The organism is Actinoplanes sp. CA-142083 (assembly GCF_050942195.1).
Lineage (GTDB): Bacteria > Actinomycetota > Actinomycetes > Mycobacteriales > Micromonosporaceae > Actinoplanes.
Window position 1 is genome coordinate 5,205,249 of sequence record NZ_CP192076.1, and the last position, 26,146, is coordinate 5,231,394.

Annotated in this window: 23 protein-coding genes; 7 read left to right on the forward strand and 16 right to left on the reverse strand. The window is 71.5% G+C overall.

Annotated elements, in window-relative coordinates:
* Nucleotides 1–49 precede the first annotated feature (49 nt).
* Nucleotides 50–1,177, reverse strand: a complete 1,128-nt coding sequence (locus ACQPZX_RS23800) for a GNAT family N-acetyltransferase (protein ID WP_433384437.1) — start codon at nucleotides 1,175–1,177, stop codon at nucleotides 50–52.
* A gap of 18 nt (nucleotides 1,178–1,195) precedes the next feature.
* Complete coding sequence (locus tag ACQPZX_RS23805; RefSeq protein WP_433384440.1) at nucleotides 1,196–1,723, reverse strand: hypothetical protein; 528 nt, start codon at nucleotides 1,721–1,723, stop codon at nucleotides 1,196–1,198.
* 37 nt (nucleotides 1,724–1,760) lie between these two features.
* Between ACQPZX_RS23805 and ACQPZX_RS23810 the strand changes: the two genes are divergently transcribed.
* Together ACQPZX_RS23810 and ACQPZX_RS23815 are read left to right on the forward strand one after the other, a co-directional pair.
* Nucleotides 1,761–2,378, forward strand: coding sequence for a TetR/AcrR family transcriptional regulator (locus tag ACQPZX_RS23810; RefSeq protein WP_433384443.1), 618 nt, complete (start codon nucleotides 1,761–1,763; stop codon nucleotides 2,376–2,378).
* Nucleotides 2,379–2,473: 95 nt separating this feature from the next.
* Nucleotides 2,474–3,862: an AMP-binding protein gene (locus tag ACQPZX_RS23815; RefSeq protein ID WP_433384446.1), complete on the forward strand. Its 1,389-nt coding sequence runs from the start codon at nucleotides 2,474–2,476 to the stop codon at nucleotides 3,860–3,862.
* On the opposite strand, the gene ACQPZX_RS23820 is transcribed toward ACQPZX_RS23815, so the two are convergent.
* The 4 genes from ACQPZX_RS23820 to ACQPZX_RS23835 all read right to left on the reverse strand — a co-directional run bounded on the left by ACQPZX_RS23820 (nucleotide 3,859) and on the right by ACQPZX_RS23835 (nucleotide 7,964).
* Nucleotides 3,859–5,013 carry an alpha/beta hydrolase-fold protein gene (locus ACQPZX_RS23820; RefSeq protein WP_433384449.1) on the reverse strand — a complete coding sequence of 385 codons (1,155 nt, stop codon included), beginning with the start codon at nucleotides 5,011–5,013 and terminating at the stop codon, nucleotides 3,859–3,861. The two genes, ACQPZX_RS23815 and ACQPZX_RS23820, sit on opposite strands and share 4 nt — an antisense overlap.
* Before the next feature lie 139 nt (nucleotides 5,014–5,152).
* Nucleotides 5,153–6,544: an NAD(P)(+) transhydrogenase (Re/Si-specific) subunit beta gene (locus tag ACQPZX_RS23825; protein ID WP_433384452.1), complete on the reverse strand. Its 1,392-nt coding sequence runs from the start codon at nucleotides 6,542–6,544 to the stop codon at nucleotides 5,153–5,155.
* Nucleotides 6,541–6,825, reverse strand: a complete 285-nt coding sequence (locus tag ACQPZX_RS23830) for an NAD(P) transhydrogenase subunit alpha (RefSeq protein WP_396031103.1) — start codon at nucleotides 6,823–6,825, stop codon at nucleotides 6,541–6,543. Before ACQPZX_RS23830 ends, ACQPZX_RS23825 begins: the two co-directional genes overlap by 4 nt.
* On the reverse strand, nucleotides 6,822–7,964 hold the full coding sequence (locus ACQPZX_RS23835) for an NAD(P) transhydrogenase subunit alpha (RefSeq protein ID WP_433384456.1): 1,143 nt from the start codon (nucleotides 7,962–7,964) through the stop codon (nucleotides 6,822–6,824). Before ACQPZX_RS23835 ends, ACQPZX_RS23830 begins: the two co-directional genes overlap by 4 nt.
* A 400-nt stretch (nucleotides 7,965–8,364) precedes the next feature.
* On the opposite strand from ACQPZX_RS23835, the gene ACQPZX_RS23840 reads away from it, so the two are divergent.
* On the forward strand, nucleotides 8,365–9,348 hold the full coding sequence (locus ACQPZX_RS23840; protein ID WP_433384459.1) for a zinc-dependent alcohol dehydrogenase family protein: 984 nt from the start codon (nucleotides 8,365–8,367) through the stop codon (nucleotides 9,346–9,348).
* 19 nt (nucleotides 9,349–9,367) lie between these two features.
* Nucleotides 9,368–10,108: an acetoacetate decarboxylase family protein gene (locus ACQPZX_RS23845; protein ID WP_433384462.1), complete on the forward strand. Its 741-nt coding sequence runs from the start codon at nucleotides 9,368–9,370 to the stop codon at nucleotides 10,106–10,108.
* 55 nt (nucleotides 10,109–10,163) lie between these two features.
* Here the strand turns inward: ACQPZX_RS23845 and ACQPZX_RS23850 are convergent, their stop codons facing one another.
* From ACQPZX_RS23850 to ACQPZX_RS23865, 4 genes are all read right to left on the reverse strand, one after another.
* The gene (locus ACQPZX_RS23850) at nucleotides 10,164–10,853 is read right to left on the reverse strand and encodes a M15 family metallopeptidase (protein ID WP_433384465.1); all 690 of its coding nucleotides are present in this window, start codon (nucleotides 10,851–10,853) and stop codon (nucleotides 10,164–10,166) included.
* Nucleotides 10,834–10,995 carry a hypothetical protein gene (locus tag ACQPZX_RS23855; RefSeq protein ID WP_433384468.1) on the reverse strand — a complete coding sequence of 54 codons (162 nt, stop codon included), beginning with the start codon at nucleotides 10,993–10,995 and terminating at the stop codon, nucleotides 10,834–10,836. Before ACQPZX_RS23855 ends, ACQPZX_RS23850 begins: the two co-directional genes overlap by 20 nt.
* A gap of 172 nt (nucleotides 10,996–11,167) precedes the next feature.
* Nucleotides 11,168–14,065, reverse strand: coding sequence for a hypothetical protein (locus ACQPZX_RS23860; RefSeq protein ID WP_433384471.1), 2,898 nt, complete (start codon nucleotides 14,063–14,065; stop codon nucleotides 11,168–11,170).
* Nucleotides 14,066–14,260: 195 nt separating this feature from the next.
* Nucleotides 14,261–15,226 carry an AraC family transcriptional regulator gene (locus ACQPZX_RS23865; RefSeq protein ID WP_433384474.1) on the reverse strand — a complete coding sequence of 322 codons (966 nt, stop codon included), beginning with the start codon at nucleotides 15,224–15,226 and terminating at the stop codon, nucleotides 14,261–14,263.
* 176 nt (nucleotides 15,227–15,402) lie between these two features.
* Here ACQPZX_RS23865 and ACQPZX_RS23870 point away from each other — a divergent pair, with 176 nt between their 5' ends.
* The gene (locus tag ACQPZX_RS23870; RefSeq protein WP_433384477.1) at nucleotides 15,403–16,983 is read left to right on the forward strand and encodes a methyl-accepting chemotaxis protein; all 1,581 of its coding nucleotides are present in this window, start codon (nucleotides 15,403–15,405) and stop codon (nucleotides 16,981–16,983) included.
* Nucleotides 16,984–17,039: 56 nt separating this feature from the next.
* On the opposite strand, the gene ACQPZX_RS23875 is transcribed toward ACQPZX_RS23870, so the two are convergent.
* Nucleotides 17,040–18,560, reverse strand: a complete 1,521-nt coding sequence (locus ACQPZX_RS23875; RefSeq protein ID WP_433384480.1) for a methyl-accepting chemotaxis protein — start codon at nucleotides 18,558–18,560, stop codon at nucleotides 17,040–17,042.
* Nucleotides 18,561–18,693: 133 nt separating this feature from the next.
* On the opposite strand from ACQPZX_RS23875, the gene ACQPZX_RS23880 reads away from it, so the two are divergent.
* Nucleotides 18,694–20,583 carry a propionyl-CoA synthetase gene (locus ACQPZX_RS23880; RefSeq protein WP_433384483.1) on the forward strand — a complete coding sequence of 630 codons (1,890 nt, stop codon included), beginning with the start codon at nucleotides 18,694–18,696 and terminating at the stop codon, nucleotides 20,581–20,583.
* Nucleotides 20,584–20,601: 18 nt separating this feature from the next.
* Nucleotides 20,602–21,360, forward strand: a complete 759-nt coding sequence (locus tag ACQPZX_RS23885) for a PASTA domain-containing protein (RefSeq protein ID WP_433384486.1) — start codon at nucleotides 20,602–20,604, stop codon at nucleotides 21,358–21,360.
* On the opposite strand, the gene ACQPZX_RS23890 is transcribed toward ACQPZX_RS23885, so the two are convergent.
* The 5 genes from ACQPZX_RS23890 to ACQPZX_RS23910 form a co-directional block, all read right to left on the reverse strand.
* A complete protein-coding gene (locus ACQPZX_RS23890) occupies nucleotides 21,337–22,485 on the reverse strand; it encodes an RNA polymerase sigma factor (protein ID WP_433384488.1) in 1,149 nt (382 codons plus the stop codon). The genes ACQPZX_RS23885 and ACQPZX_RS23890 overlap by 24 nt on opposite strands.
* The gene (locus ACQPZX_RS23895; RefSeq protein ID WP_433384491.1) at nucleotides 22,478–22,816 is read right to left on the reverse strand and encodes a YciI family protein; all 339 of its coding nucleotides are present in this window, start codon (nucleotides 22,814–22,816) and stop codon (nucleotides 22,478–22,480) included. Before ACQPZX_RS23895 ends, ACQPZX_RS23890 begins: the two co-directional genes overlap by 8 nt.
* A complete protein-coding gene (locus tag ACQPZX_RS23900) occupies nucleotides 22,813–23,232 on the reverse strand; it encodes a VOC family protein (RefSeq protein WP_433384494.1) in 420 nt (139 codons plus the stop codon). The genes ACQPZX_RS23895 and ACQPZX_RS23900 overlap by 4 nt, the downstream gene beginning before the upstream one ends.
* 593 nt (nucleotides 23,233–23,825) lie before the next feature.
* A complete protein-coding gene (locus ACQPZX_RS23905) occupies nucleotides 23,826–24,665 on the reverse strand; it encodes a hypothetical protein (RefSeq protein ID WP_433384496.1) in 840 nt (279 codons plus the stop codon).
* 88 nt (nucleotides 24,666–24,753) lie between these two features.
* Entirely contained in the window at nucleotides 24,754–26,121 is a 1,368-nt protein-coding gene (locus ACQPZX_RS23910; RefSeq protein ID WP_433384499.1) for a transaminase, read from the reverse strand.
* Nucleotides 26,122–26,146: the final 25 nt, after the last annotated feature.

The following is a 26,146-nucleotide window of genomic DNA, read 5'->3' on the forward strand; positions in this document are numbered from 1 at the left end:
ATGCGCCCGGCCCCTGGGCGCGGTCCAGGAAACGATCTCGCGCCCTGCCCTATTCGGCCAGAACGAAGATGAGCTCCTCGACGCCGTCCTCGGGCTCGGGTGCCTGCGCCTCCTCGGCGAGGTCGCGCCGGAAGCCGCACTTTTGCAGGACCCGGATCGAACCGGCATTGCTGGTGGCGACGTGCGCGTACAACGGCCGCTCCGGCACCTCGTCGACGAACTGCTGGAGCGCCCGGGTCGCCACGCCGCGTCCCCACTGCTCGCGCCCGAGCTGATAACCGACCAGCCGGCGCTCACCGTCATGCCAGCTGCTGATGCCGCCCGCCACAACGCCGCCGGCCAAGATCGTCCGCTGGATCACGTCGTCGTCCGCGCGAATCTTCGCCCAGTGCGCGTCGAACTGATCCCGCTCGCGCACCGGCATCACTGCCATTGCGGCCGCGACGGGATCCGCCTGGTGCTCGAAGAACGCGTCCAGATCGCCGTCCTCGACGGGTCTGAGGCGCACAGCGAGCGATCCGTCCGCGCGCCGGAGTGTGGCGAAGAAGAACCGCCATCCCACTGTTGCGACGTCGGCCTGCCAATCCAGGGCCGCGAGGTGTGCACGCAACTCGTCGGGCGCGTAGAGGACCTTGACGGCGCGAAAGGCCTGCCCACCGGAGACTTCGCGGCGCACCGAGGGCGCGGGCTCCCCGGGCGCCGCACGCTCCACGTCGGCAACGGCCGGCAGTTCGTCGATCACGAACACCCGGCCGCCCGGGGCCAGGCAGTCGGCGACCAGTGCCCAGAAGGCATCAAAGCGTTGCGGCGGCACATGTGACAGCCAGCCCGAGAAGAAGACGAAGTCGTAACGCTCCGGCGGTCGCCACTCGAACAGGTCGGCCTCGACGAAGTCGACCCGATCAGTGCCGGGCCGCCGTCGGCAGATCGCCAGCGCCTCGGGTGCGGCGTCGACGGCGGTCAGGGCCGAGGCGTGGCGGGCGAGCTCGCCGGTCCACTGCCCGGTGCCGCACGCCAGCTCCAGCGTCCGGCCGAAGGGGGCGTGCGCCTCCAACGCGGTCAGGAGCTGGGCGCGGGCGGCGGCGTCGACCGGGTAGGTGGCGTCGTATTCGCCGGCGCGGGCGCGGTAGTAGGCGATCTGCTCGGCCAGCAGGCCGTCCAGCGCGTCATCTGCCATGCGGCCAGGATGTCGCCTTCACTGCCGGCGGGGGAAGAGCGTGTAGCTGAACGAGATCACGAAGTCGGCGACCAGCACGATGGTCCACACGCCCATGACCGACCACAGCGGGCGTACGCGGTCGAGGTCGCCCACCAGCGCCGTGAAGACTCCGAGCACCGCGGCGCCGATCACGTAGGCCAGCAGGTGCCGTGTCCACTGCCGGCGCTCGCGGGCGGCGTGCGCGGGGCCGGTGCGGGGTGGCTTGACCGGGGGCGGGCCGCCGGCGAAACGGTGGGCGAAGCGCTGGTCGGCCCAGCCGATCATCTGCGAGCCGAAGGCCACCGACGTGCCGATGTACACCGCCGCGAGGGCGTGCGCGGGGTCGGCCTCGCCGCCGTTGAGCAGGTCGATCAGCGCTACGGCCAGCAGCACCACGTCGATCACCGGCACCGCCAGCAGCAGCGCGGTGCTGAGCGGGCGGGCGCGCAGGACGTAGCGCGCGGCCAGGCCCGCCACGAGCAGGACCCAGAATCCGATCTCACAGGCGATTATCACGGCAACCATGCTTCGTTTATAACACGGTCGTGCTATATAAAATGTCATGCCTAAGGTCGTCGATCATCAACAGCGCCGGAGAGAGCTGGCCGGCGCCGTCTGGCGGGTCATCGTGCGTGACGGCGTCGCCGAGGTCTCGATCCGGGCCGTGGCCGCCGAGTCAGGCTGGTCGACCGGCGCGCTGCGGCATTACTTCGCGACGCGGGCCGAGCTGCTGGCGTTCGCCTGCGAAGAGGTGATCGCGCAGGTCACCGCCCGGCTGACCGCCATGCCGGCGCCGTCGGACATGCGGGAGGCCGTCGGCGCCGTGCTCCTGGAGACGATGCCGGTCGACGAGCGGCGCCGCACCGAGTCGGAGATCGCGTTCGCCTTCCTGGCCCTCGGCCTGCAGGATCCGGCGCTCGCCCGGGTCCAGCGGCTGCACTTCGGCAGCATGTTCGAGCTGTGCCTCCGACTGGTGAGTCAGCTGGCGCCCGCCCGGCCCGCGACCGACGATGCGGCCCGGGAAGCGGACGACGAAGCAGCCCGGCGAGCAGCACGCCACCTGCATGCCCTCGTGGACGGCCTGACCGTCCACGTCCTGGCCGGCCACCTCACCCCAGCCCAGATGATCGCCGACCTCGACGCCCACCTGGACGCCCTGGCCGCACCACAGCCGCGCTGAATGCAGAGCCGTACGCCCGGCGCGGCTGGATGCGGAGCTGCATGGCCGCACCCCGGCCGAGCCGGACACAGGACCGGATACGAGAGAATGCGGGGATGTCGCTGCTGTCCGCCCTCCTGCAACCCGACGATCTCGATGCCGCGCTGACCACGCCCGAGGGGGCCTTCTCCCGGCACGATCTGCTCGGCTGGGCGGCCTCGGTCGCATCCGACCTGGACGGTGCGCCGATCGTCGCAGTGCACGCCACGCCGGGCGCGGCGACGATCGCGGCGATCACGGGAGCGCTGCTGGCCGGGGTGCCGATCGTGCCGGTCCCGCCGGACGCCGGCCGCCTCGAACGCGATCACATGCTCCGGGATTCGGGCGCCGCGCTGCTGCTGTCCGACGATCCCGGCGCGGCCGGCGAGAGCGCCCTCCCGGTCGTACCCGTCACGCGTCTCACCAGGGCGACCACCCACCCAGCGGAACCGGCGGACGGCGCCCCCGCCCTCGTGCTGTACACAAGCGGCACGACGGGTGCGCCGAAGGGTGTGGTGATCTCGCGCGCGGCGATCGCCGCCGATCTGGACGCTCTCGCCGAGGCCTGGCAGTGGACCCCGGCCGACACGCTTGTCCACGGCCTGCCGCTGTACCACGTTCATGGCCTCGTTCTCGGAGCTTTGGGGCCCCTCCGGCTGGGCGGGCGGCTCACGCACACCGGGCGTCCTTCGCCCGACGCGTACGCGGAAAGCGCCGGCACCATGTACTTCGGCGTCCCCACCGTCTGGTCCCGGATCGCCGCCCGCCCGGACGCGGCCCGGAGTTTGTCGCCGGCGCGGCTGCTCGTCTCCGGCAGCGCGCCCCTGCCCGGCACGGTGTTCCACACGCTGCGCGAGCTGACCGGCCAGGCGCCCGTCGAGCGCTACGGCATGACCGAAACCCTGATCACGGTGAGCGCCCGAGCCGACGGCGACCGGCGCGCCGGGCAGGTGGGGCTCCCGCTCGCCGGCATCGGCACCCGGATCGTCGACGAGCAGGGCGCACCGGTGGCGAACGACGGCGCCACGATCGGCCATCTTCAGGTGCAGGGGCCGACGCTGTTCGATGGCTATCTGCGCGGCGGCAGTATCCAGTCGTGGGGCGACGGCTGGTACCCAACCGGCGACGTGGCGACGATCGCGCCGGACGGCTGGCACCGCATCGTGGGGCGGGCCTCCACCGATCTGATCAAGACGGGTGGCTATCGGGTGGGCGCCGGGGAGGTCGAGGACGTGCTGCTGCTGCATCCGGCGGTGCGGGAGTGCGCGGTTGTCGGCCTGCCGGATCCCGACCTGGGGGAGCGGATCACGGCGTTCGTCGTGGGCGACGCGGTGGCGGAGGCCGATCTGATCGCTTTCGTGGCGGAGAGGCTGGCCGCCCACAAGCGGCCTCGCCGGGTGATCCAGGTCGAGGAGCTTCCGCGCAACGCGATGGGCAAGGTGCAGAAGGCCCGGCTCAAAGCCTAGGGCGCGGCCACCGCAAGAAGACCGTCGGCGAAGGTGCGGCGCCAGTTGACGTAGTCGTGGCCGCCCACGTACTCGGTATACGTGACCTCGTAACCGTGCCCCACCAGGGTGTCCCGCATCTGGCGCACCACGGTGAGCTGGTCGGGCGCGCCGTCCGGCCCGGGCATCGTCTCGCGGATGCCGACGTCGAGGTAGAAGCGGACGTCCACCCGCGGATATTTTGTCACCTGGCGCATCAGCCAGCCGGGCGAGCCCTCCCGGGGGCTGGGCCACCAGAAGCTCCCGGACTGCGCGATCACGCCGCCGAACATCTCGTGGGCGCACATCCCTACGTAGGCCGCGGCCAAGCCGCCGCGGGAGACGCCCGCGATCACGTTGCCCCGGCGGGACAGGCCCGCGCCGAGCGAGGTGCGCGCCCAGGGGATCAGCTCCTCCTCGACGAACGTGTGGATCGGGCGACTGGGCTCGAGGTCGCGTTCGCGGCTGGCCTCGAAGCTGCTCACGAACAACGCCACCATGGGCGGGATCGCGCCGGCGGCGATCATGTTGTCGAGGATGGTGGGGACGCGCAGGACGTGGCGGGCGATGTAGCCGTCGAAGATCACCAGGACGGGCAGGCCCTCGGTGGGGGTGCCGGCGGGGCGGTAGATCGTCACCGGGCGCGGGCCGCCGAGCGCGGCGCCGGGCAGGGTCACTTCGGTGAGGGTACCGGTGGACACTCCGGGGCGTTTCTGCGTCCACGGCTCGGGCGGGGCGTCGGGCAGTTCGAGGACGGAGAGCCAGCTGTCGCGGTCCTCGGGGTCGGTCGGGTCGGCGGGGAACAGCAGCCGCCATGGGTTGGTGGCGTCGACATGGGTGCGGCCGAAGCCGGAATCGTCGGCGGGCGACTCCTCGGCGCCGTCGTGGGCCAGGCAGTAGATCGTGCGCAGCGACGACGGCATCCGCTGGGTGCCGTGCCACAGGTCGGTGCCGGGCGCCCGCGACATCGGCACGTCCACACCCCACCAGGCCCGCGTTGTGGCCGCATCGCCCCGCCACAGGAACGTCACGAGCGCCGACTTGTCGTCGCAGGGCTCGACCAGCGGGGTGCCGCGTTCGGTGGCCGAGGCCCAGAAATCCTCTAGATTTGAGGGGGATAAGTCGGACAACAACCGGCTGATGCTCGAGCTTCGCAAGACGTCGACCCCCGTGCCCCGGTGTGACGGTTCCGCAACCGAGCGTTCCAAGTTGATCTTTAGGTGTCAAGTGACCGAAGTCGATAAGCATGCTGGGCAAAGCAAAGTCAAAACCTCAGCTCGCGTACGCGTGCAGCCCGCTGAGCAGCGCGGCCAGCCCCGCCTTGGCGTCCGCGAAGAGCATCGCCGTCCGCGGGTCCGCATAAAGCTCGTTGTCGATGCCCGCGTATCCGTGCCCCAATGACCGTTTGAGCACTATGACCGAGCGTGCCTTGTCGACGTCGAGGATCGGCATCCCGGAGACGGGGTTGCCGGGCCGCCGCGCCGCCGGATTGGTCACGTCGTTCGCCCCGACCACCAGCACCACGTCGGTGCGGGCGAACTCGGGATTGCTCTCCTCGAGGTCACGCAGCTGCGGATAGGGCGCGTTGGCCTCGGCGAGCAGCACGTTCATGTGCCCCGGCATCCGTCCCGCGACCGGGTGGATCGCGTAGGTCACCTCGACCCCGCGCTCGGCCAGCGCCTCCGCGAGAGCGACCGCCTCGTGCTGCGCCTGCGCGGCCGCGAGACCGTAGCCGGGCACGATGACGACCTTGCCCGCGTACGCGAGCTGGATCGCCGCATCGTCGGCCGTGATCTCCCGTACGGGAGCCGAACCCGAACCCACCGCGACCGCGACCGCGTCACCGGTGCCGTAACCACCCGCGATGATCGCGCCGATCGGCCTGTTCATGGCGTCGGCCATGAGTTTGGTCAGGATCGCGCCCGCCGCGCCCACCAGACCGCCCGCGATGATCAGCGGCGTGCTCTCGAGGACGAACCCGGCCATCGCGACCGCGGTGCCCGTGCACGCGTTGAGCAGCGAGATCACCACCGGCATGTCGGCGCCGCCGATCGGCAGCGTGAGCAGCACGCCCGCCGCCAGCGCGGCCACCGCCACCCCGGCCAGCAGCCACGGCTGCGAGTCGCCGGCCACGAACCCGATGCCCAGCGCGACGGCGACCACGGCCAGCCCGGCGGAGATCCACCGCCCGAACGGCACCGTGATCGGCCGGCCCGGAATGCGCCCGGCAAGCTTGCCCGAGGCCACCAGCGAACCGGTGAAGGTGACAGCGCCGATCGCCACGTCGAGCACTCCCGTGACCGCCGCCTGTGCCGACGCGGCCCGGTCGCCCAGCGCGATCAGAGCCGCCGCGCCGCCGCCGACCGCGTTGAACAGGCTCACCAGCTGCGGCATCGCGGTCATCTTGACCCGCCGCGCCGCGACCAGCCCCGCTGCGCCGCCGGCCACCGACCCGATGATCAGGGCGAAGACCGCCGCCGACTTCAGCCCGCCGTTGTGGACCAGCACCACGGCCGTGGTCAGGATCGCGAGGGCCATGCCGGCCGCCGAGATCCGGTTGCCGCGGCGGGCGGTCGCGGGCGCGTTCATCAGGTGCAGCCCGATCACGAAGCTGGTCGCGCACGCGAGGTAGACCAGGTGCACGATCGTGTCGAAGGCGCTCATGACCGGCTCCGGAACATCGCGAGCATCCGGTCGGTGACCACGTAGCCGCCCGCCACGTTCATCGCGGCGCAGAACGCGGCGACGGCCAGCAGCACATAGCCGCCGACGCCGGTCACCGTCGCGGCGAGCAGCATCACCCCCACGATCACCACACCGTGGATCGCGTTGGCGCCCGACATCAACGGCGTGTGCAGCGTCGCCGGCACCTTGCTGATGACCTCGAAGCCGACGAGCAACGCGAGCGTGAAGACGGTCAGATCTGCCAGCAGCAGAGGGCTCATGAGCGGATCTCCCGTTCGAAGAGGGCCTTGACGCGGGGGTGCACGACCCGCCCGCCGTGGGTGACGATCACGGCCTTCTGGATCTCGTCGTCGAGGTCGAGAACTACCTCTCCGCCGGGCGTCAGCGACGCGATCAGGGCCAGCAGATTCCTGCCGTACGCCGTGGACGCGGCCCCCGGCACGGTCGCGGCGAGATTCGCCGCTCCGATCACGGTGACGCCCTCGTCGGTGACCGTCCGCGTGTCCGGAACCGATCCCTCGACGTTGCCGCCTTCCACGGTGGACGCCAGATCGATGACCACCGAGCCCGGCCGCATGCCGGCCAACGCACCGGCCGTGACCAGCAGTGGCGGCGAGCCGCCTTGCACCTGCGCCGTGGTGATCACGACGTCGAAGCGCGGCACGGCCTGGGCCAGCCCGCTCAGCTGGGCCTGCGCCTCGTCACCGGTGAGCTCGCGCGCATACCCTCCTTCCGCCTCCGCGCTCGGTGTGCGCAGGTCGAGCACGGCAGCGCCGGTCGAGGCCAGGTCGGCGCGGGCCGCCTCGCGCACGTCGTAGCCGGTGACCAGCGCGCCGAGCCGCCGTGCGGTCGCGATCGCCTGCAGCCCCGCGACGCCCGCCCCCAGGACCAGCACCTGGGCGGGCCGCGTCGTGCCGGCGGCGGTCATCAGCATCGGGAAGAAGCCCGGATACGCCTCCGCGGCCAGCAACGCCGCCTTGTATCCGGCGACGTTGGCCTGCGAGGTCAGCGCGTCCATCGCCTGCGCCCGGCTCAGCGTGCGGGGCAGCAGGTCGAGGCTGACCGCCGTGACCCCCGTGGCCGCGAGCCGCTGCGCGAGTCCCGGATCGTGCAGCACCCCGAGCAGCCCGATCAGCAGCTGGCCCGGCCGGCAGTTCTCGGCGTCCTCGGGCGGGTGCAGGCAGAGCAGGATGTCGCTCTCGGCGTACACCTGCTGCCGACTGCCGACCGCGCAGCCCGCGCCGGTATACCCCACGTCCTCGAACCAGGCCCGGTGCCCGGCGCCGGTCTCCACCAGCACCTCGACATCCTGCTTGCGCAGCCGCTCGGCCCCGTCCGGGGTGAGAGCGACCCGCCGCTCCCGCCCCGCCGTCTCCAGCAGCACCCCGACCGTAGTCATGTCCACCTCGTCGTAGATCGACCCCGTCTCCTTCGACTCTGGCCCATGACAGCGCTCGCGGCCACTAGTGTGGTCGCGCTCGGCGTTTCGGTTGCGCTTCCTTTTCGGATACGGGTGGCGCCTGGCGACAACCGCAGCCGGCGCCCGGCCCGCTGCGCTCCGCGAGCCGGCCGCGACACCGGCCATTGCCGCGACCGCCGGGCTGAGACCGGTGGTCAAGCCACCCTCCGACACCTGCTCCGCGTCGCGCCGTTCGCACATCCGTTCCATGCCGGGGATCCTTCCGCGGCCGGTGCCGCTCCCGCATCGGACCGAGGTATGTCATACCCCGGTCCGAGGCGCTCCCCGGCCGCCGGGGCCAAGATGGAGCCCGGAGGTGACGGGGATGCAGGGATGGCAGGTGACAGATCCAGGTCAGGACTTATCGCGGGCGCTGCGGCGGGCCGAGATGCCGGTGCCCCGGCCCGGGCCGGGGGAGCTGCTGGTCGAGGTCGACGCGTGCGGGGTGTGCCGCACGGATCTGCACGTGACGATGGGCGAGCTGCCGCCGCACCGGCCGTCGGTGGTGCCGGGACACGAGGTGGTCGGGCACGTGGCGGGGCTGGGCGACGGGGTGGCCGAGTTCCGCGAGGGTGACAAGGTCGGCGTCGCGTGGCTGCGCTCGACCTGTGGGGAGTGCCGGTTCTGCCTCTCCGGGCGGGAAAATCTCTGCCCCCGGTCGCTCTACACCGGGTGGGATGCCGACGGCGGCTATGCGCAGTACACGACGGTGCGGGCCGACTTCGCCTACCGGTTGCCGTCGGGGTACACGAACGAGGAGCTGGCGCCGCTGCTGTGCGCCGGCATCATCGGATACAGAGCGTGGACCCGGGCCGATCTGCCGCCGGGCGGCCGACTAGGGATTTACGGCTTCGGTGGGTCGGCGCACCTCACGGCGCAGGTCGCGATCGCCTCGGGCGCCGAGGTGCACGTGTTCACCCGCAGTCCGCGGGCGCAGAAGCTGGCGCTGGATCTCGGGGCGGCCTCGGCCGGCGGCTCCGACGAGGCGCCGGCGGGCTCGCTCGACGCGGCGATCATCTTCGCGCCGAGCGGGGAGCTCGTGCCGGTGGCGTTGCGCGCGCTCGACCGGGGCGGGACCTTGGCCGTGGCCGGGATCTACCTGACCGACATCCCGTCGCTGAACTACGACCGTGAGCTGTTCCAGGAGCGGAGTCTGCGCAGCGTCACCTCCAACACCCGCGAGGACGGGCGGCGGCTCCTTGACTTCGCGGCCAAGCATCGTCTGCGGGTGGAGGTCGACCCGTACCCGATGGAACGTGCCGCCCAGGCGCTCGCGGACCTTCGGGCGGGAAGGGTAGGTGGCGCCGCTGTTCTCATTCCTTAGTAGCCGCTAAGGTCGGCGCATGGCGGAGCGTATCGGGCCCAGGACCTGGTCGATCCAGGGTGAGACGGTCACGCTGCCAGTGACCATCACCGATGCGCGGATCAGCGCGGCTGTCTTCACCGCGCCCGCGGCCGGCGCGCGCGAGGCGCTCGCGGGAGTGCCGCTCGAGCCGCTTGTGCTGTTCGGCCGGGCGATCACGGTGCTCATGACCATCCACTACGGACCCTGGGTGCTGAAGACCTACGACGAGGTCGGTGTCGGGCTGCTGGTGCGTGGGCCTCGCGGGCTGCCGGGACTGCACATCGTCGACCTGCCGGTGACCGGGGCGTTCACGCGCGAGGCGGGGCAGGACTTCTGGGCGCTGCCGAAGTGGCTGATGGACGCCGATCTGACGTTCGGCGCCGCCGCGACCGAGGTGACCGTGCGCCTTCCGGAGGGCGGCGAGGTGCTGCACGCGGCGATCCGCAACGGCAAGGTGCGCCTGCCGTTCCCGACCCGGCTTTCGTTGCCGTCCTGGTCGTACCTCGATCATGGCGCGCAGGCGGGGCGCCTGCTGCGCGGCAAACTGCCGATGCGGATCTCGGGGGCGCGGATCGGTCGCGGTGGTTTTGACGTACGGCTCGGGGAGCACCCGATGACGCGGACGATGCGCGCGCTCGGGATGCTCGGCCGGCCCTGGCTCACCGTGACCGGGGGCCGGCTGACCGGGCCGCTCGGCGAGTTCCGCGTGATCGACGTGCCGGAGCCGGCCCGGCGCTGAGGCAGGGCCGGCTCGGTCGGCCGGGGCACGGCGCCGAGGCCGGGCCGCTCGTCGGTCATGGCACGGTGAGGACCATGCCTGGCTTGATCTTGTTGGGGTCGGGGCCGATGACGGCCTTGTTGCGCTGGTAGAGGGCGTTCCAGCCGCCGCCCACCTTCAGGTGGGACGCGATCGACGAGAGGTTGTCGCCGGACTTCACGGTGTACCTCTGCGCCGCGGCCTGCGGCGGCTTCCCCTGCTGCGGGATGGGCTTGCGCTGGAGGATCTCCCGGCGCGCCTTGGCCAGCATGTCGTCGGCGTCCGCGGGCGCGCCCATGAACTCGAAGTGCATCGGGTCCTTGTGCCGCCCCCGGTAATGGCCGCCCCAGGCGAATCCGTAACGATTCCACAGCGGGACCATCCAGGCCGGGAAATCGGTCTTGAGAACGCCGTGGAAATTCTCCGGATTGCGGTCCCAGTTCAGATCGACGGCCAGGCCCCAGGAATGGTTGCTCGGCCGCTGCGTGCCCTTGATCGCGCGATTGACGTATCCGCCGCACGTCTTCGGGTTGAACCGGTAGCCGCGCCGCTCCGACTCGTCGAGCAGGATGTCGACGAGCGGGGCGATCCGCTTGTGCACGTTGACCTTCGTGCCGGACCGGTCGGCCTTCACCCGGGACTGATCCTTCGAACGGTCGGTGGACCAGCCGTGCCCCCAGCCCTTCGCCGTCGGCCCCACCTTGTAGTTACTCATCGAGAACCGCATCGGGCACCTCCTCCGGCTCGGGCTGGTCGGAACCCTCGGTCTCGACCTCGGTCTCGGTGGCGTCGTGGTCGGGCGGATTCGGCAGGGAATCGTCCCAATCGGCGAGCCGGCTGTCGTCGCCGACTTTGACGGTGTCACTCATGGTCGCTCTCCTTTCCTCTTGGAAGAATGGAAAGAGAATGGCGCTCCGTCAATTGTTGCGTCGTATCCGGGACGCAATGTATCTGGCGCTTTTGTCGCGCCCCTTCGTCTTTCTGGCGACCCCGGTGAAAGGCAGGTCATCGGACTTGCTGTCGGGGCGTCTCTCAGACGGGCTAGCTAGGTAGCTCGGCGCGGGTGCCGGTGGCGCGGGCCGCCTCCGCGGCCACCTCGAGCAGCCCGGCCAGTCCGGACGGCGCGGAGTCGGTCCGCAGCAAGGGTGGCAGCAGCGCATAGGCGATCGCCCACACCAGGTGCCAGGCGCCGTTCCGCCCCAGCCGGGACAGGGCGTCGGCCACATCGCCGGGTGTAGCGCCGCCCGGAACAACCAGCAGCCGCAACTCACGGCCGAGCAGCGCCGCGTCCAGCCCGCCGTTGCCGCACAGATGCAGCACGGCGTCAACCGCCTCGTCCCGCCCCAGCGGCGCCACCAGCCCGCGAGCCAGGGCAATCGCCATCGCCGGCCCGAACGGACCCGCCATCCGCGCCAGCTCGGCAAGCACCCCGCGGCTCCCGCCCGCCGCGTGACCCGCCGGCTCGCCACGTGCCGCGCCGGCCACGTCGGCCGCCGCGTCCTGGCCGGTGGCGGGCCAGAGATACGGGAGGCAGTGGGTCGCGATGATCTCGCGGTGGCTGGGCAGCACCAACGGCCAGCAGCGCATCTCCGGCGGCCCCGGGAGTTCCGAGGTCACCCCGCGGGCCGCGTGCTCACCTGCGCCGGGCGGCGGCGTCGGGCTGGTGAGCAGGCTTGCGAGCACCTCGGCCACCCGCCCGTGGCCGTCAGCGGCGGGAGTCTCCAGGCGGGCGAACACCACTGTCCGCCGTCCGGGATCTCCGAGCGTTCCGGGGCCGCCGGAGGCTCCGGGCGTTGCGAGGCTGCCGACTCCGCTGTCGCCAGGGCGGGTCGTCACCGTTGTTGCGGGTTCGGGCAGGCCGCCCGCGCGTAGCCAGGCGGCATAGCGCCTTCCCGCCGGGGAGGTCAGCCGGGCGGCCGCCTTCGTCACGCTCGGGTCGACGTGCCTGGGCAAGCGCAGCAACGCCTGCGTCAGGTCGATCGGGCCTGGCTGCCAGCCGTCGCGTTCGGCTTCGAGCAGGCGGAACAGCACGCGCGACGGACTCACGTGCCCGTCGACCGTGGCGGGCGTCGCGAGCAGCAGCGGCGGGCCGGTCGCCCGACTCTTGCCAATCGCCGTCGCGGCCGCGGTCAACTGGGCGGCCAGCTCGTGGATCCGGGCCAGGAGCATTGCTTGTGGCGCGGCTGCACCGGCCGGCTGATGGATGGTGTTCGTCTCCCACGCAGCACGGTACCGAGCAGATTCCGGGACGACATCGGACCCGGGTATGACATCCTCGCGGCCGACTGCCAACGCGCGGATCAGGACGTCGAAGGGCGTAGGGGAATCATCGAGCAGCGGCGTGAGGGCGGTGGCAACGGCGTCGAGGCCGGTTCGCGCGAAGGTTGCCAGCCCGGCCAGGAGACGCTCGACCCCGATCGGATCCCAGGGATCCGCGCGCCGGGCGGCCATCTCGGCGGCGAGCTCTGTCACCGAAGCAATCGGGGGCGGCATCGACGCGGCCGGCCGGGGCGCGGGCGCGGCCGGAAAGACTCGTGCCGGTGCCGGTGCCGGTGCCGGTGCCGGTGCTGGTGCTGGTGCTGGTGCTTTAGCCAGCCCGGTCGCCGACGTCTGGGGAGGGCGTGCCCTGCCCGCGGATGGGCTCTGCTGAGACGGCGTCACCGCGGCCGGCTCCGTCGTCGGTACCGTGGGCTCGGTAGGCGGCTCAGCGGCGGGTTCCGTGGCCGGCGGGAGCCCGAAGAGCTCGCCGCCGCGTTCCTGGACGGCTTCGGGCAGGCCGGGCGCGGCCTCGCGGACGAGTTCCAGGCCGCCGGGATGATCGCTCAGGAACTCCAGTGCCCAACCCGCGATCGTCTCCGAGGGATTGGACAGCGCGGTTGCCACCGTCTCCAGCAGGGGGCGGGTGCCCTCGGGCCGTTGCCGGAGCTCCCGCGAGATCCACCCCAACTGGGCGCGGGCCAGCTTCTTGTCGGGCCGGCGGAAGACCGCCCGGCCGGCCGAGACCACGGTGCTCAGATCGGCGCGGCCGGCCTCCTCGAGCGTGAGCAGCGCCTGCTGGGCGGCGGCCGCCACCGGGGCATGCGGCCCGACGAGTAGGCGGAGGTATCCGGCCCGATGCTTGGCGATCGCATCGGGTGGGAGGCCCAGGAGGCCGTGGAGTGCTACCACGGTGCGCAGGGAGCCGGCACGCGTCGGCTCGCCCATCCGCCGCAACGCCAAGCGCTGCAGCGACGCGCGATCGAGCCTGCCGCTGGTGGCCAGCTCGGCCAGGGCCGGCGCCCAGTGAGCGCCGGGCGTGACACCGGCCGGTGGGAAGAAGACACGCGGCAGCAGGCGGTCCAGCCAGGGATCGGAGGCCAGCCGTTCGGACAAGTGGTCACCGAGGGCGTCGTTGGCGCGGATCCAGCGGCGGGCCACGGCGTCGGTAGCGGGTGGTGGCACGCCGGCCGTGCGGAGAAGGGCCTCTGTCACCGCCCACTCGCCCTGCCACGACGACCGGACGCCCAGGCGGCGGGCCAGGCCGCCGGCCACGGTCGTGATCCGCGGACGGCCAGGCGCCCTCAGGGCCCTGATCACGGCCTCGAGCGTCGCCTCCGACGGGACGTGCTGGAAACGCCGGGACCGGAGCCAGGAGACGACCTTGTCCGCGCCGGTCAGGCAGCCCGCGCCGGCCACCAGCAGGACCGCCTCGCCGCGGGCGTTCGATGCGACGGCGTCGCGGACCAGGGCGCCGAGGGCCTTCCGCCCGGTCGCGTCGAGCATGCCCAGCACGTCGGCCATGTCCTCGGCGGTGCCGTGCTCGACCAGCGCGCGGAACTCTTCCTCGTCGACCCTGCGCTCCGGTGGCCGGGCGCGCGTCCCCCGGGCGGTCTTCGGCGCCAGCCGGCCGCCGTCGGGGTGGGAGAGCTGGTAGCCGACGGTTTCGGAAACCGCAGCCATGATCGCGACCGTACCGGTCGCCGGTCGGCGCCGCGGCGTTTCGCCGGGAGTAGCCGAGTCGCCAGCCAGATACCTAGCCTCCTAGGAAGCACAAGGCGGTGTGGGGAGCCGCACGGGGATGCGAGCGGGCGGGGAGGCAACCAGGGTGGTTTGGGGGGCTGCGCCGGGGTGGGGGGCTGCGCCGAGCGGCGTGGGTCAGGGGGTGTTCAGGGTCCATGACGGTGGGGTGCCGTACCGGGCCCGGTACGCGCCGGCGAACCGGCCGAGGTGGGAGAAACCCCATCGGTAGGCGATCTCGGCCACGGTGGTCCGGCCGGGGTCGGCGGTGCGTAAGTCGTCGTGGGCGCGGGCCAGCCGAACCTGGCGCAGGTAGGCCATCGGGGTGCTGCCGACGTGGCGCTGGAAGGCCGCCTGCAAGGTTCGGCCGCTGACCCCGGCGATGTCGGCGAGCGTGGCCAGCGTGTAGGGGCGCTCGGGATGCTCCCGCATCGCCTCGACGGCGTGCCGGACGGCGCGCGGTGTCGTGCCGTTGCGGGCGTCGTGGTGGAGATCGTCGCGGTAGCGGTGGGCGGTGCTGAGCAGCAGCCCGCCGATGAGCGCTTCGACGAGCTGGTCACGTACCAGGGGGTGGTGGGCGAGGCCACGGGGATGGGTGGCGTCGGCGGCCAGCAATCGTACGAGACGGGCCCAGCCCGCACCGGCGCCCTGGGCGACGTCCATGTGCGGCTGGATCCGCACCGGCGCCCTGATGGGCGTGTCCAGCATGCGCGCCAGTTGCGCCTGCACCGCCGCCGGCTCGATCTTGATGCTGAGCACGGCGCAGTCCGCGCTCCAGCGGTCCTCGGCGCGGCTCAGCGGTTGGTACGTCACGGCCGCCCCGGGCGCGACCACGGCGGTCTCGTTGCCGCCTTGGGACCAGCGCAGCCGGCCGGTGCGGGGCACGTTGATCTGGTAGGCGTCGATCTCCGTGATGGAGATCCGCAGTTCCGCGCCGAAGCGCACCATGCCCAGCGTCACGGGGCCGAGCCGGACGACGTCCAGGCATGCGTCCAGGTGCTGTGTCCGGTCAGCGAGACGCGTGTAGCTGCGGTAGTACTGCGGGTCGAGGAAGGCCCATACCTCGTCGAGGTCCGATGTTCGCAACGAGAGAACCGCGGACATACCGGCAACGTAACACCCATGTGGGCACGGATCGTCCCCCGAAAGAGCGTCGAGGGCACACGGTAAGCCTAAATCCGGCGGTAAGGGCGCATTCCGGGAAGTTCGCCACTGTTGCTCATCTCGGGGCACTTCGGTGCCGATCTTCTGTACGCGACGGTGTGACAGGAGGCACAGGCATGGGGCTGGCTAGGTCGTTCGACAACCTTTCGTTGCGAACCAAGATCGGAACGGCGGTGCTGACCGCCACGGTCAGTGGCCTGATCGTCGGGGGCGTGGCCATCGGCACGCTGCGGGCGCAGAACGCGGACGCGGCCGCGGCGCAACGCAAGACCATCACCGTCGAGGCGGCCGCCGGCACGTTCGCCAAGAACATCGAGGCGTATGCCGGCAACCGGTCGGCGCTGCAGCTCTACCCGAGCCTGGCCGACGCGATCAGCAAGAACATCGAGACCAACAAGACCGCGGTGACCAACGCGCTGGCCAGTCTCGAGAGCAGCCTGTCCGACGACACGGCCGGGTCCACCGCGGTGGCCAAGGCCAAGACCGACTGGCAGGCGTACCTGGACTTCAACAACCAGGACTTCACGAAGCTGACTCCGGCCGAGCTAGAGAAGATCGGCGACGAGTACAACAAGATCTACGGCGCGCTGGTGACCGACGAGGGCATCCTGCAGACGCGGGCGCAGGCGCTGTCGGACGAGAGCATCGCCAAGGCCGAGAAGGCCGGCAGCACCGCGACCTGGACGGTCTCCGGCCTGCTGGCGCTGGGTGTGCTGCTCAGCCTCCTGATCGGCTTCCGGGTCGCGGGCCGGGTGCGGGGCGCGGTGCGCGGCGTCGCGCACGTGGCCGAGGGCCTGGCCGAGGGCGATCTGACGCGTACGTCGGGGGTCGACACCCTGGACGAGGTGGGCCGGATGGCCTCCTCGCTGGATCGCGGCCTGAGCCGCCTGCGCGAGGACCTGGTGCAGCTGGCCGGCAACGCGGGCACGCTGAACTCGGCGGCCGGCCAGCTGACCGCCGTCTCCGGCGAGGTCGACGCGGCCGCGTCCGAGGCGTCGGTGCAGGCCGGCTCGGTGGCCGCCGCGGCCGACGTGGTCTCCAACAACCTGCAGGTGGTCTCGGCCGGCTCGGAGGAGATGGGCTCGGCGATCCGGGACATCAGCGTCTCCACGACCGAGGCGTCCGAGGTCGCGGTGCAGGCGGTCGAGGTGGCCGCGCAGACCAACGCGATCGTGGCCCGGCTGGGCGAGTCGTCCAGCGAGATCGCGTCGGTGGTCAAGACCATCACCGCGATCGCCGAGCAGACCAACCTGCTCGCCCTGAACGCCACCATCGAGGCGGCCCGGGCGGGCGAGTCGGGCAAGGGCTTCGCCGTCGTCGCCGGCGAGGTCAAGGATCTGGCGCAGGAGACCGCGAAGGCGACCGAGGACATCTCCCGCCGGGTGCAGGCCATCCAGATGGACACCGACGGCGCGGTCACCGCGATCGGCGAGATCTCGGCGATCATCGAGCGGATCAACGGCATCCAGCTGGCGATCGCGAGCGCGGTCGAGGAGCAGACGGCGACCACGCAGGAGATGAACCGCACGCTGTCGGAGGCGGCGGCGGGCGCCGGCAACATCGCCCAGACGATCGGCTCGGTCTCGGACGCGACGCGGCGTACGTCGGGGGCGGTCGGCGACACCCGGTCGGCGGCCGACGAGCTGGCGATGACGGCGACCCAGCTGCAGCAGCTGGTGGCGAGGTTCCGGTACTGACCGCGAACACGAGGAACGGCCGCTGCGAACGCAGCGGCCGTTTTCCGTAGAACCCCTCAGCGCTCGAACGCGTGCGCCATGGTGGCCTGCTCCTCGAGCACCTCGCCGATCCGGGCCTGCACCGCGTCCATCTGCCCGATGGTCTCGCTGGTGGTGCGGATGCCCCCGGCGACCGACTCGGCGCTGGCCTGCAGGGCCGCGATCTGCTCGGAGACCCGCTTGGTCGCGTCGGCGGTCTCCCGGGCGAGCTCCTTGACCTCCCCGGCGACGACCGCGAACCCCTTGCCGATCTCGCCGGCCCGGGCCGCCTCGATGGTGGCGTTGAGGGCGAGCAGGTTGGTCTGGTCGGCGATCGAGGTGATCACCTTGATGACGTCGCCGATCGAGTTGGAGGCCTCGCCGAGCGCGGTCACGTCGCCGGTCATGTCCGAGGCCCGGGCGACCGCCTCGTCCGCCACCCGGGCGGCGTCGTTGGTGGCCGAGCGCAGCCGCTCGACGGTGTCGAGCAGCGCGCGGGCGTTCTGGGCCGAGATCTCGGCGCTGCGCACGATGTCGAGGCGCTGCGAGACCAGCTGCTGCACGTTGCGCAGCGACGAGGCGCGCGACTCGCTGAGCTCGATGAACTCGGTGGTGAAGAAGTCCATGGTGCCGACGATGCGGTCCAGGCTGATGATCGGGAAGCAGACGCCGGAGCGGACCCCGGCGCGGGTGGCGGCCGGCGCCCGGACGCAGTCGGTGAGCTCGCCGATGTTGCGGACGAAGACCAGGTCGCGCTGCCGCCAGGCGCGCCCGGAGAGCCCGACCCCCTCGGCGAAGGTCGCGGCCAGGGTGACCTTGCGGAACTCGTCGCCGGCCGAGCCCGACTCGACCTTGAACTTGAGGACGCCCTCGTCTTCGTCGATTTCCCAGTAGGAGCCGTAGGCCCAGCCGAACGCGGTGCGGACCGCGTCGAGGGCGGACTTGAGGGCGCGGGAGGAGTCGTTGGTGTGCCCGAGGGCGCTGACCACATTGGTGACCGCGAGCCGGTCGTCGGCCAGCTGCCGCGAGACGAAGGCGGCGAGCGCCGCCTCCCGGGCCTGCTCGGCGACGCGCATGATCGCGCCCCACTTGCCGATCAGCGCGCTGTCCACGGCGACCTCGGTGCGCCCGTAGAACTCCATGACGGCGGTGACCTGCCCGTGCACGCAGATCGGCATGGCGACCGCGGCCCGGCAGCCGGCCCGCATCGCGGCGGCCAGCCGGGAGTCGCCGTCGCGCTGGGTCTCGTCGGCGTAGATCGGATCACGTCCCCGGATCGCCCGCTGGACCAGCCCGGGGTTGGCGGCGGTGCCGCTGAGGGCGGAGACGATCGTGCCCAGCTCGTACTCGAGCCGGGGGACGCCGTTCTCGACGATCCAGGCGGCGCCGTAGTCCATGTCGTAGAACTCGACGTACGTGGACGCGAAGATGCGCCACGTGCTCGCCTCGTCGGTGGCGCTCTCCAGGTTGGCGACGAACTCCTCGAGCGCCTCGATGTCGCGAGGGCTCCGACGCGGCGGCGCGGCCCGGTCGACCGTCCGGCTTCCGAACAGACCCATGAAATTAGGCTACGGAGTGAAATCACGTATTTTTCGGTAATCGGGAGTTCGCACCGGCCGGTTCGGCGCAAACGTCGCACCGTTCGGCGCAATTGCCTGGACGCGGCGGCCGCGACGGGTGCTGACTGGCCCTATGGGCGAATACCGGCGGCAGTACGAGCGGAGCGTGACCGACCCCGGCGGATTCTGGCGGGACGCGGCCGCCCTGATCGACTGGGTAACGCCGCCGGGCCGGATCCTCGACGACGACAACCCGCCGTTCTACCGCTGGTTCCCCGGCGCCGAGCTGAACACCTGCTTCAACGCGCTCGACCGGCACGTCGAGGCGGGGCTCGGGGCGCGCGTGGCCCTGGTGCACGACAGCCCGGTGACCGGCGTGCTCAACTCGTACACGTATGAAGGCTTGCGCGACGAAGTCGCTATTTTCGCGGGCGCTCTGCGCAGGCTGGGCGTCACGAAGGGCGACCGGGTCGTCATCTACATGGCGATGATCCCGGAGACCGTGGTCGCCATGCTCGCGTGCGCCCGGCTCGGCGCGGTGCACTCGGTGGTGTTCGGCGGCTTCGGGGCGAAGGAGCTGGCCGCGCGCATCGACGACGCGCAGCCGAAGGTGGTCGTGGCGGCCTCCTGCGGGGTGGAGGCCGGGCGGGTCGTGCCGTACCTGCCGATGCTCGACGCCGCGCTCGATCTCGCCACCCACGAGCCCGCCCGGTGCGTGATCTTCCAGCGGCCGCAAGAGCCCGGTCAGCTGCGCGCGGGACGCGACCTGAGCTGGGCGGAAGCGGTCGACGGCGCCTCGCCCGCGGAGTGCGTGCCGGTGGCGGCGACCGACCCGCTCTACATCCTCTACACCAGCGGCACGACCGGGAAACCCAAGGGCGTGGTGCGCGACAACGGCGGCCACGCGGTCTCGCTGCGCTGGTCGATGAAGGCCGTCTTCGACACCGGGCCGGGCGACGTCTTCTGGGCGGCGTCCGACGTCGGCTGGGTGGTGGGTCATTCCTACATCGTGTACGCGCCGCTGCTCACCGGCGCGACCACGGTCCTCTACGAGGGCAAGCCGGTCGGCACGCCCGACGCCGGCGCGTTCTGGCGGGTCGCGGCGCAGCACAAGGTCACCACCATGTTCACCGCGCCCACCGCGATCCGCGCCATCAAGAAGGAGGACCCCGAGGGCGCCACGCTTCGCGGGCGCGATCTGAGCTCACTGCGATTGCTCTTTCTGGCGGGGGAAAGGCTTGATCCGCAGACGTACGAGTGGGCAGGCGACCTCTTGAAGGTGCCGGTGATCGACAACTGGTGGCAGACCGAGACCGGCTGGCCGATCGCGTCGAGCCCCCGCGGCATCGAGAGACTTCCCACCAAGCCCGGTTCGCCGTCGTTCCCGGTGCCGGGGTACCGCGTGCGCGTCGTGGACCCCGCCGGCAACGAGGTGAAGGCGGGCGAGGACGGCTCGATCGTGCTGGAGCTGCCCCTGCCGCCCGGCTGCCTGCCCACCCTCTGGGGCGATGACGAGCGCTACGTCCGGTCCTACCTTTCGGCGTACCCGGGAAATTATCTGACCGGGGACGGGGGACGATTCGACGACGAGGGCTATCTGTACGTCATGGGCCGCACCGACGACGTGATCAACGTGGCCGGTCACCGGCTGTCCACCGGCGCGATGGAGGAGGTCCTGGCCGGACATCCCGCGGTCGCCGAATGCGCGGTCATCGGGGTGGCGGATCCGCTCAAGGGCCAGCTGCCACGCGGCTTCGTGGTGCTCAAGAGCGGCGCCGCCGTCGACCCGATCGGGCTCGAGGAGGAGCTCGTCGCGATGGTCCGCGCGCAGATCGGCCCGGTGGCGTCGCTGCGCCGCGTCGACGTGGTGGCCGGGCTCCCGAAGACCCGTTCCGGCAAGATCCTCAGGCGGACCATGCGGGGCATCGCCGACGGCCAGGAGGAGCCGCCACCGTCCACCATCGACGATGTGGCGGTGCTGGATCGACTGCGCCCGATCCTTGTGGACCGCCGGTTGGGCTGAGCCGGTACCCTGCCGCGCATGGTTCCCGCTCTGAAGGTCGGCCGCCGGGCCGGCGACAAGATCCAGCGTGGCGTGATGATCATGGCGTTGACGATGCTGCTGGCGATGGTCGTGCTGGCGGTGTTCCTGGCGTTCGCGAGCCACTCGGCGGGCGCCGGGGTCACGGTCTTCCTGCTCTTCGTGGCGGCGGCCGCGGTCGGCGCGTCGCTCGGGTTCCTCTTCGGACTGCCGCGGGCCCGCGTCGCCGACCTCAGCAGCCCCGAGGGCGCCACCGCGCCGCCACCGACGCGGGTCGCCACGTTCTACCTGACCAACTCCAACCTGATCAAGGTCTCCGACTGGCTCACCACCATCGTCATCGGCCTCGGCCTGGTGAACCTCGGCAAGGTCGTCCCCGGCCTGCGCAGCCTGGGCAAGGCGCTGCACGAGCCGCTCGGCGCCGCCGCGTACTCCGGGGTCGTCGGCGTCTCGGTGCTGATCGTCGGCGTGCTCGCCAGCTTCGTGCTGACCTACCTGTGGACCAGCATCCGCGTGCGCGAGCTGCTGGAGGAGGCCGAGCGGCAGAGCCAGGAGACGATGCCCGAGCTGACCAACCAGACCCTCGGCGAGGCCAAGGAGGCGGCCAGCCGCAACAACGTGACGCTGCTCGTGCCCGACGACGCGCCCGACACCTCGGTCGTCACCCGGCAGGGGGTGCCGCCGGGCACCACCGTGGCGCCGGGGACGACCGTCGCGGTGAGCATGATCGAGCCGTCAGATACGTCGTTCCAGAAGTGAGCGCTCGGCCGGGTCGGTCGTCCGCCTGAGCGCCTCCCGGTCGGCCTCCCGGGCCTCGTCGGGGCGGCCGAGGTCGCGCAGCAGCTCGGCCCGGGTGGCGTGCAGCAGGTGATAGCCGTCGAGGCTGCCGGGTAGCTTCTCCAGCTCGGCGAGCGCCGCGGCCGGGCCGTCGACGTAGCGCAGGGCGATGGTGCGGTGCAGGCGGGTCACCGGGGACGGCGCCAGGTAGAGCAGCATGTCGTACAGCGTGAGGATCTGCGGCCAGTCGGTGTCGGCCCAGGTGGGCGCCTCGGCGTGGCAGGCGACGATGGCGGCCTGCAGCTGGTACGGGCCGGGGCGCTTGTGGGCGGCGGCGCGGGCGATGAGCCGCCCGGCGTCGGCGATCGCCTCGTGGTCCCAGGCCGTGCGGTCCTGGTCGGGCAGGGGCACGATCTCGCCGTGCTCGTCGAAGCGGGTCCTGCGGGCGCGGTGCAGGCGGATCAGGGCCAGCAGGCCGGCCACCTCGGGCTCGGCGGGCATCAGCGTGTGCAGCATGCTTGCGAGGAAGTGCGCGTCGTCGGCGAGGAGCTCCTGGTTGCGATAGCCCTCGTTGAAGAGCAGATAGACGACCGCGAGCACCTCCCGGAGCCGCGCGGCGAGATCCTCCGCTGCTGGGATTCGGTACGCGATTCCCGCGTACGAAATCTTGCGTTTGGCTCGTGTGATGCGCTGAGCGATGGTGGTTTCCGGGACGAGGAACGCCTGGGCGATCTGGGCCGTGGTCAGGCCGCACACGACGCGCAGGGTGAGGGCGACCTGGGCCTCGCGGGGGAGCGCCGGGTGACAGCAGGTGAAGATCAGGCGGAGGCGGTCGTCGGGGCGCGGCTCCTCCGGCAGCGGCGGGATCGGCATGCGGTTGCGCCGCCGGATCGCGTCGAGGCCGCGGCGGCGCGCGACGGTGTAGAGCCAGGCGTCCGGGCGGTCCGGGATGCCGTCGGCCGGCCAATGCTTGAGCGCGGCCTCGATGGCATCGGCGACCAGATCCTCGGCCGCGCTGAAGTCGCCGGTCAGCGGCACCAGGGAGGCGGCGAGCCGGCCCGCGTGGTCGCGAACCACGCGGGCGAGCTGGTCTTCTTCGCTAAGCAATCGGCCGGATCTCCACCAACGGGCAGGCCGGCCAGGTACGGGCGACGCGCAGCGCCTCGTCCAGGTCGGCGACCTCGATCTCGGCGAACCCGCTGACCACCTCCTTGCCCTCCACGAACGGCCCGTCGGTGATCAGCGGCTCGTCCAGGTCGACGCGGATCGTGGTCGCGGTGTCGGCCGGCATCAGGTGGGTGTGGTGCACGATCTTGTCCTGGTGCTCGGCGAACCACCCCATGACCCGCTCGTAGGACTTCTTGCGCTCGACGTCGTCCATCGCGGCCAGCGCGGCGGCGAACTCCTCGGTCTCCACGAACATCAGCACGTACTTCACGCCGGGGCCCCTTCGAGATGAGTGCCGATGACCCATCCGTGCCCGAACGGGTCGACGACGTAGGCGTCCCGATCACCGTAGAACTGATCCTGGGGTGCGCGCTTGACGACGGCCCCGTATTGCGCGGCCTCGGCGACGACGGCGTCCACGTCGTCGACGTAGAGGTAGTGGAAGACCGGCGTCCCGTCCAGGCCGCCCGTCGCCGGCGCGGTGGTGCCGCGTCCGGGATCCTCGTCCTCGACCATCAGGACCGAGTCGCCGATCTCCATCTCGGCGTGCGCGATCTTGCCGTCGGGTGCAGCCATCCGCATGCGTTCCTTGGCGCCGAAGACGTCGGCGTAGAAGCGCAGGGCGGCCTCGGCGCCCCGCACGACCAGGCAGGGAGTGATCCGGCGGTAGTTGTCGGGTATCGGCATGGGATTCTCTCCTTCGTTGCTCCTACCCTTCAGACGACCGGCGCACCCACCGATGCGACACCCCCGGCACTTTTGTTGTCGCTCTTTCGTCCGCCCGGCACGACGAGCCCGGCTTCGCAGGCTGAGATGCCCGGCTTCCCGGGCGTCAGCGCCCGGCTCGCCCAAGCGCACGCACCCCGAAGCGGTCGCCGGCATCCATTCGCTCACCGTCGCCGACCCCGCGAATCCATCACGCCCTCGACCTGGCCGGCGAAGTGGCGCGCAAGGTCACATGCGACTCGTAGCGGGGCGACTTCAGCTGTTGATCCCGGCCCATACGCGCTCCCGTGGTCAGGCCCGCGCGTTCCTTGCCTCAACCGCGGGAGGATAAGCCTCCGAGGTCACCGTCCGTCCTTTGTGTCCGCAGGCCGGGGTTGTCGACTTCGCGGCAGTTCCCAGGCCCGTACACGGATAGGAACGACGCATCGGATCCCTGGAGGCTGATCATGACCCGGAACCTGAGAATCGCTCTCTCGACCTTGGCCACGCTGGCGCTGCTCCTGTACGCCGTCGGCGCTCCGCACCTCAGCATCGGCTGACTCCGAGGCCGATGGTCAGAACAGGAAGCCGTGCCGGGCCTTGTAGCCGTCCAGCAGCTCCTTGGCCCGGGCGCGGGCCTGGCCGCCCGGTGCCTCGTCCGAGTTGACGATGTGGTTGTAGGTGGCCTGGATCGCGTCCTGGGCGACCGTGTCGTCCTCGTCGCGGTAGCGGGCCAGCGCCTCGGCCACCGGCTTGCCCTCGGCGATCTGCGTCAGCGCCCACATGGTGCCGACGGCGCTGGTCAGGCGGTCGTCGACGGCCTTGCCGCTGTCGTCGGCCTCGGCCCAGGTCCACAGGCGTACCGGCCGGATGTTGTCGACGTCGGCGCCGATGGACTCGGTCAGCGCGTTCAGCGCGTCCATCAGCTTGACGTAGCTCTCGACGTCGAACGAGCCGAACTTGGGCAGCTGCTTGGCGGCGGACGCGCCGACGTAGCCCTCGATCCGCAGGGCGGCCGAGGCCTCGAGGCGGTTGAACTGGGCCTCGGCGGCGATGAACGGCAGCGTCAGGTTGGCGCCGGCCTCGAAGTTGCTGACCTTGACGATCAGGCGGGCGGCGGTGCCGTACCGCAGCTGTCCCTCGGGACGCATGATGCTCTTCGACCGGGAGAACTCGGCGACCAGGACACGTGACTTGTAGGTCGCGTTGCCGCTGCCGCCGACCGTCAGGCCGAGCTTCGCGGCGACGTCGGACTTCAGCTCGTACTGGTCCCAGGTCCAGAGGTCGAGGTCGGCCGCCTTGGGGACGTCCGCGTCGGCCAGGTTGGGCACCGGCGCGACGGTCAACCGCACGGGCGCGACGTCCAGGGTCTCTTCCTTGATGCTCGCCTCGGCGGCGATCGGGTACCACGGCATGGCGCCACGCTAGCCGCGTGCTGCGGGGCCCTCAGTCGGATCACGGACGGCCGGCGAAGGACGGAGCGAGAGACGGAGCGAAGGACGGCTAGCCGAGAAGCGAGGAGAGGGCCGCGCCGAAGACCTCGTGGTGGCGATCGACGTCGTCCACTGTGGTCGCCGGGGACATCAGCGCCATGTTGTGGAACGGCGTCAGCAGGATGCCCCGGTTCGCCAGATACAGGTGCAGGAAGTCCTCCAGGTCGCCGTCGGCCGAGGCCGCCGACTCGGTGCCGTTGAGCGGGGCCGGGTTCGCGAAGCGGTACTCGACCCGGGCGCCCAGCTGGGACACCGACCAGGGCAGGCCGTGGCCCTCGATGAGCTTGCGGACGCCGTCGGCGAAGGCCGTGGCGGTGGCGATCATCCCCGCGAAGGCGTCGTCGGTGAGGACTTCCGTGAGGGTGGCGCGGGTGGCGGCCATCGAGACCGGGTTGCCGGCCAGGGTGCCGCCGACGCCGCCCATGTCGACCAGGTCGAGGTCGGCCCGGCCCAGCAGCGCGTCGGCGAGCGCGGCCGACAACCCGTACGCGCCGACCGGAATGCCGCCCCCGATGGCCTTGCCGATCGTCAGGACGTCGGGTTGCAGGTCCCAGGCGGCGGTCGCGCCGCCGGGACCGGCCGAGAAGGTGTGGGTCTCGTCGTTGATCAGGTAGGTGCCGTATTCGCGCGTCAGCGCGCGGACACCGGCCAGGTAGCCGGGCGTGGGCAGGACGATCCCGATGTTGGTGAGCGCCGGCTCCATCAGGACGGCCGCGACGTCGCCGTGCGCCAGCTCGCGCTCGAGGCCGGCCAGATCGTTGAACTCCGCCACCCGCGACGTGGTCGTGACGTCGGTGGGCGCGCCCACGTTGCCCTCGCGGCTCACGCCGGCGCCGGAAGGACCCACGACGATCAGCGACTCGTCGACGGAGCCGTGGTAGCAGTAGCTGTTCACCAGGATCTTCGAGCGGCCCGACACGGCGCGCAGCAGGCGGATGGCCCAGCGGTTCGCGTCGGTCGCGGTCAGGGCGAAGCTCCAGTACGGCAGGCCGAAGCGCCGGGCCAGTTCGTCGCCGACCACCGACGCGTCCTCGGTCGGCAGCATGGTGCTCGCGCCGCCCAGGTCGGCCAGGCGGCGGGTGACCGCCTCGACGACCGGCGCGGGGGAGTGGCCGGCCATCGCGCCGGTGTCGCCCAGGCAGAAGTCGACGTACTCGTGGCCGTCGATGTCGGTCACCCAGGCGCCGCGGGCGCGGTCCACGTAGACGGGGAAGCCGCCGGCGGTCTTGTTCATCCAGGTCATCGGGACACGGCCGAAAAGATGACCGGCTTTCCCGTACGCGTCGGCGGAGCGTGGATGCCGCTGGGCGTAGGTGGCCCGCTCCCGGTCGTGCAGCGAGGCCAGGCGGGCGCGATCGACTCCGGAATCCGTCGGCATGGCGCGACGCTACCAACGATCACGT

Bases quoted from the DNA above. Each gene is read 5' to 3' on its own strand.
- ACQPZX_RS23800 (WP_433384437.1), bottom strand. From the start codon at position 1,177: ATGGCAGATGACGCGCTGGACGGCCTGCTGGCCGAGCAGATCGCCTAC.
- ACQPZX_RS23805 (WP_433384440.1), bottom strand. From the start codon at position 1,723: ATGGTTGCCGTGATAATCGCCTGTGAGATCGGATTCTGGGTCCTGCTC.
- ACQPZX_RS23810 (WP_433384443.1), top strand. From the start codon at position 1,761: ATGCCTAAGGTCGTCGATCATCAACAGCGCCGGAGAGAGCTGGCCGGC.
- ACQPZX_RS23815 (WP_433384446.1), top strand. From the start codon at position 2,474: ATGTCGCTGCTGTCCGCCCTCCTGCAACCCGACGATCTCGATGCCGCG.
- ACQPZX_RS23825 (WP_433384452.1), bottom strand. From the start codon at position 6,544: ATGAGCGCCTTCGACACGATCGTGCACCTGGTCTACCTCGCGTGCGCG.
- ACQPZX_RS23830 (WP_396031103.1), bottom strand. From the start codon at position 6,825: ATGAGCCCTCTGCTGCTGGCAGATCTGACCGTCTTCACGCTCGCGTTG.
- ACQPZX_RS23835 (WP_433384456.1), bottom strand. From the start codon at position 7,964: ATGACTACGGTCGGGGTGCTGCTGGAGACGGCGGGGCGGGAGCGGCGG.
- ACQPZX_RS23845 (WP_433384462.1), top strand. From the start codon at position 9,368: ATGGCGGAGCGTATCGGGCCCAGGACCTGGTCGATCCAGGGTGAGACG.
- ACQPZX_RS23850 (WP_433384465.1), bottom strand. From the start codon at position 10,853: ATGCGGTTCTCGATGAGTAACTACAAGGTGGGGCCGACGGCGAAGGGC.
- ACQPZX_RS23855 (WP_433384468.1), bottom strand. From the start codon at position 10,995: ATGAGTGACACCGTCAAAGTCGGCGACGACAGCCGGCTCGCCGATTGG.
- ACQPZX_RS23860 (WP_433384471.1), bottom strand. From the start codon at position 14,065: ATGGCTGCGGTTTCCGAAACCGTCGGCTACCAGCTCTCCCACCCCGAC.
- ACQPZX_RS23865 (WP_433384474.1), bottom strand. From the start codon at position 15,226: ATGTCCGCGGTTCTCTCGTTGCGAACATCGGACCTCGACGAGGTATGG.
- ACQPZX_RS23870 (WP_433384477.1), top strand. From the start codon at position 15,403: ATGGGGCTGGCTAGGTCGTTCGACAACCTTTCGTTGCGAACCAAGATC.
- ACQPZX_RS23875 (WP_433384480.1), bottom strand. From the start codon at position 18,560: ATGGGTCTGTTCGGAAGCCGGACGGTCGACCGGGCCGCGCCGCCGCGT.
- ACQPZX_RS23880 (WP_433384483.1), top strand. From the start codon at position 18,694: ATGGGCGAATACCGGCGGCAGTACGAGCGGAGCGTGACCGACCCCGGC.
- ACQPZX_RS23885 (WP_433384486.1), top strand. From the start codon at position 20,602: ATGGTTCCCGCTCTGAAGGTCGGCCGCCGGGCCGGCGACAAGATCCAG.
- ACQPZX_RS23900 (WP_433384494.1), bottom strand. From the start codon at position 23,232: ATGCCGATACCCGACAACTACCGCCGGATCACTCCCTGCCTGGTCGTG.
- ACQPZX_RS23905 (WP_433384496.1), bottom strand. From the start codon at position 24,665: ATGCCGTGGTACCCGATCGCCGCCGAGGCGAGCATCAAGGAAGAGACC.
- ACQPZX_RS23910 (WP_433384499.1), bottom strand. From the start codon at position 26,121: ATGCCGACGGATTCCGGAGTCGATCGCGCCCGCCTGGCCTCGCTGCAC.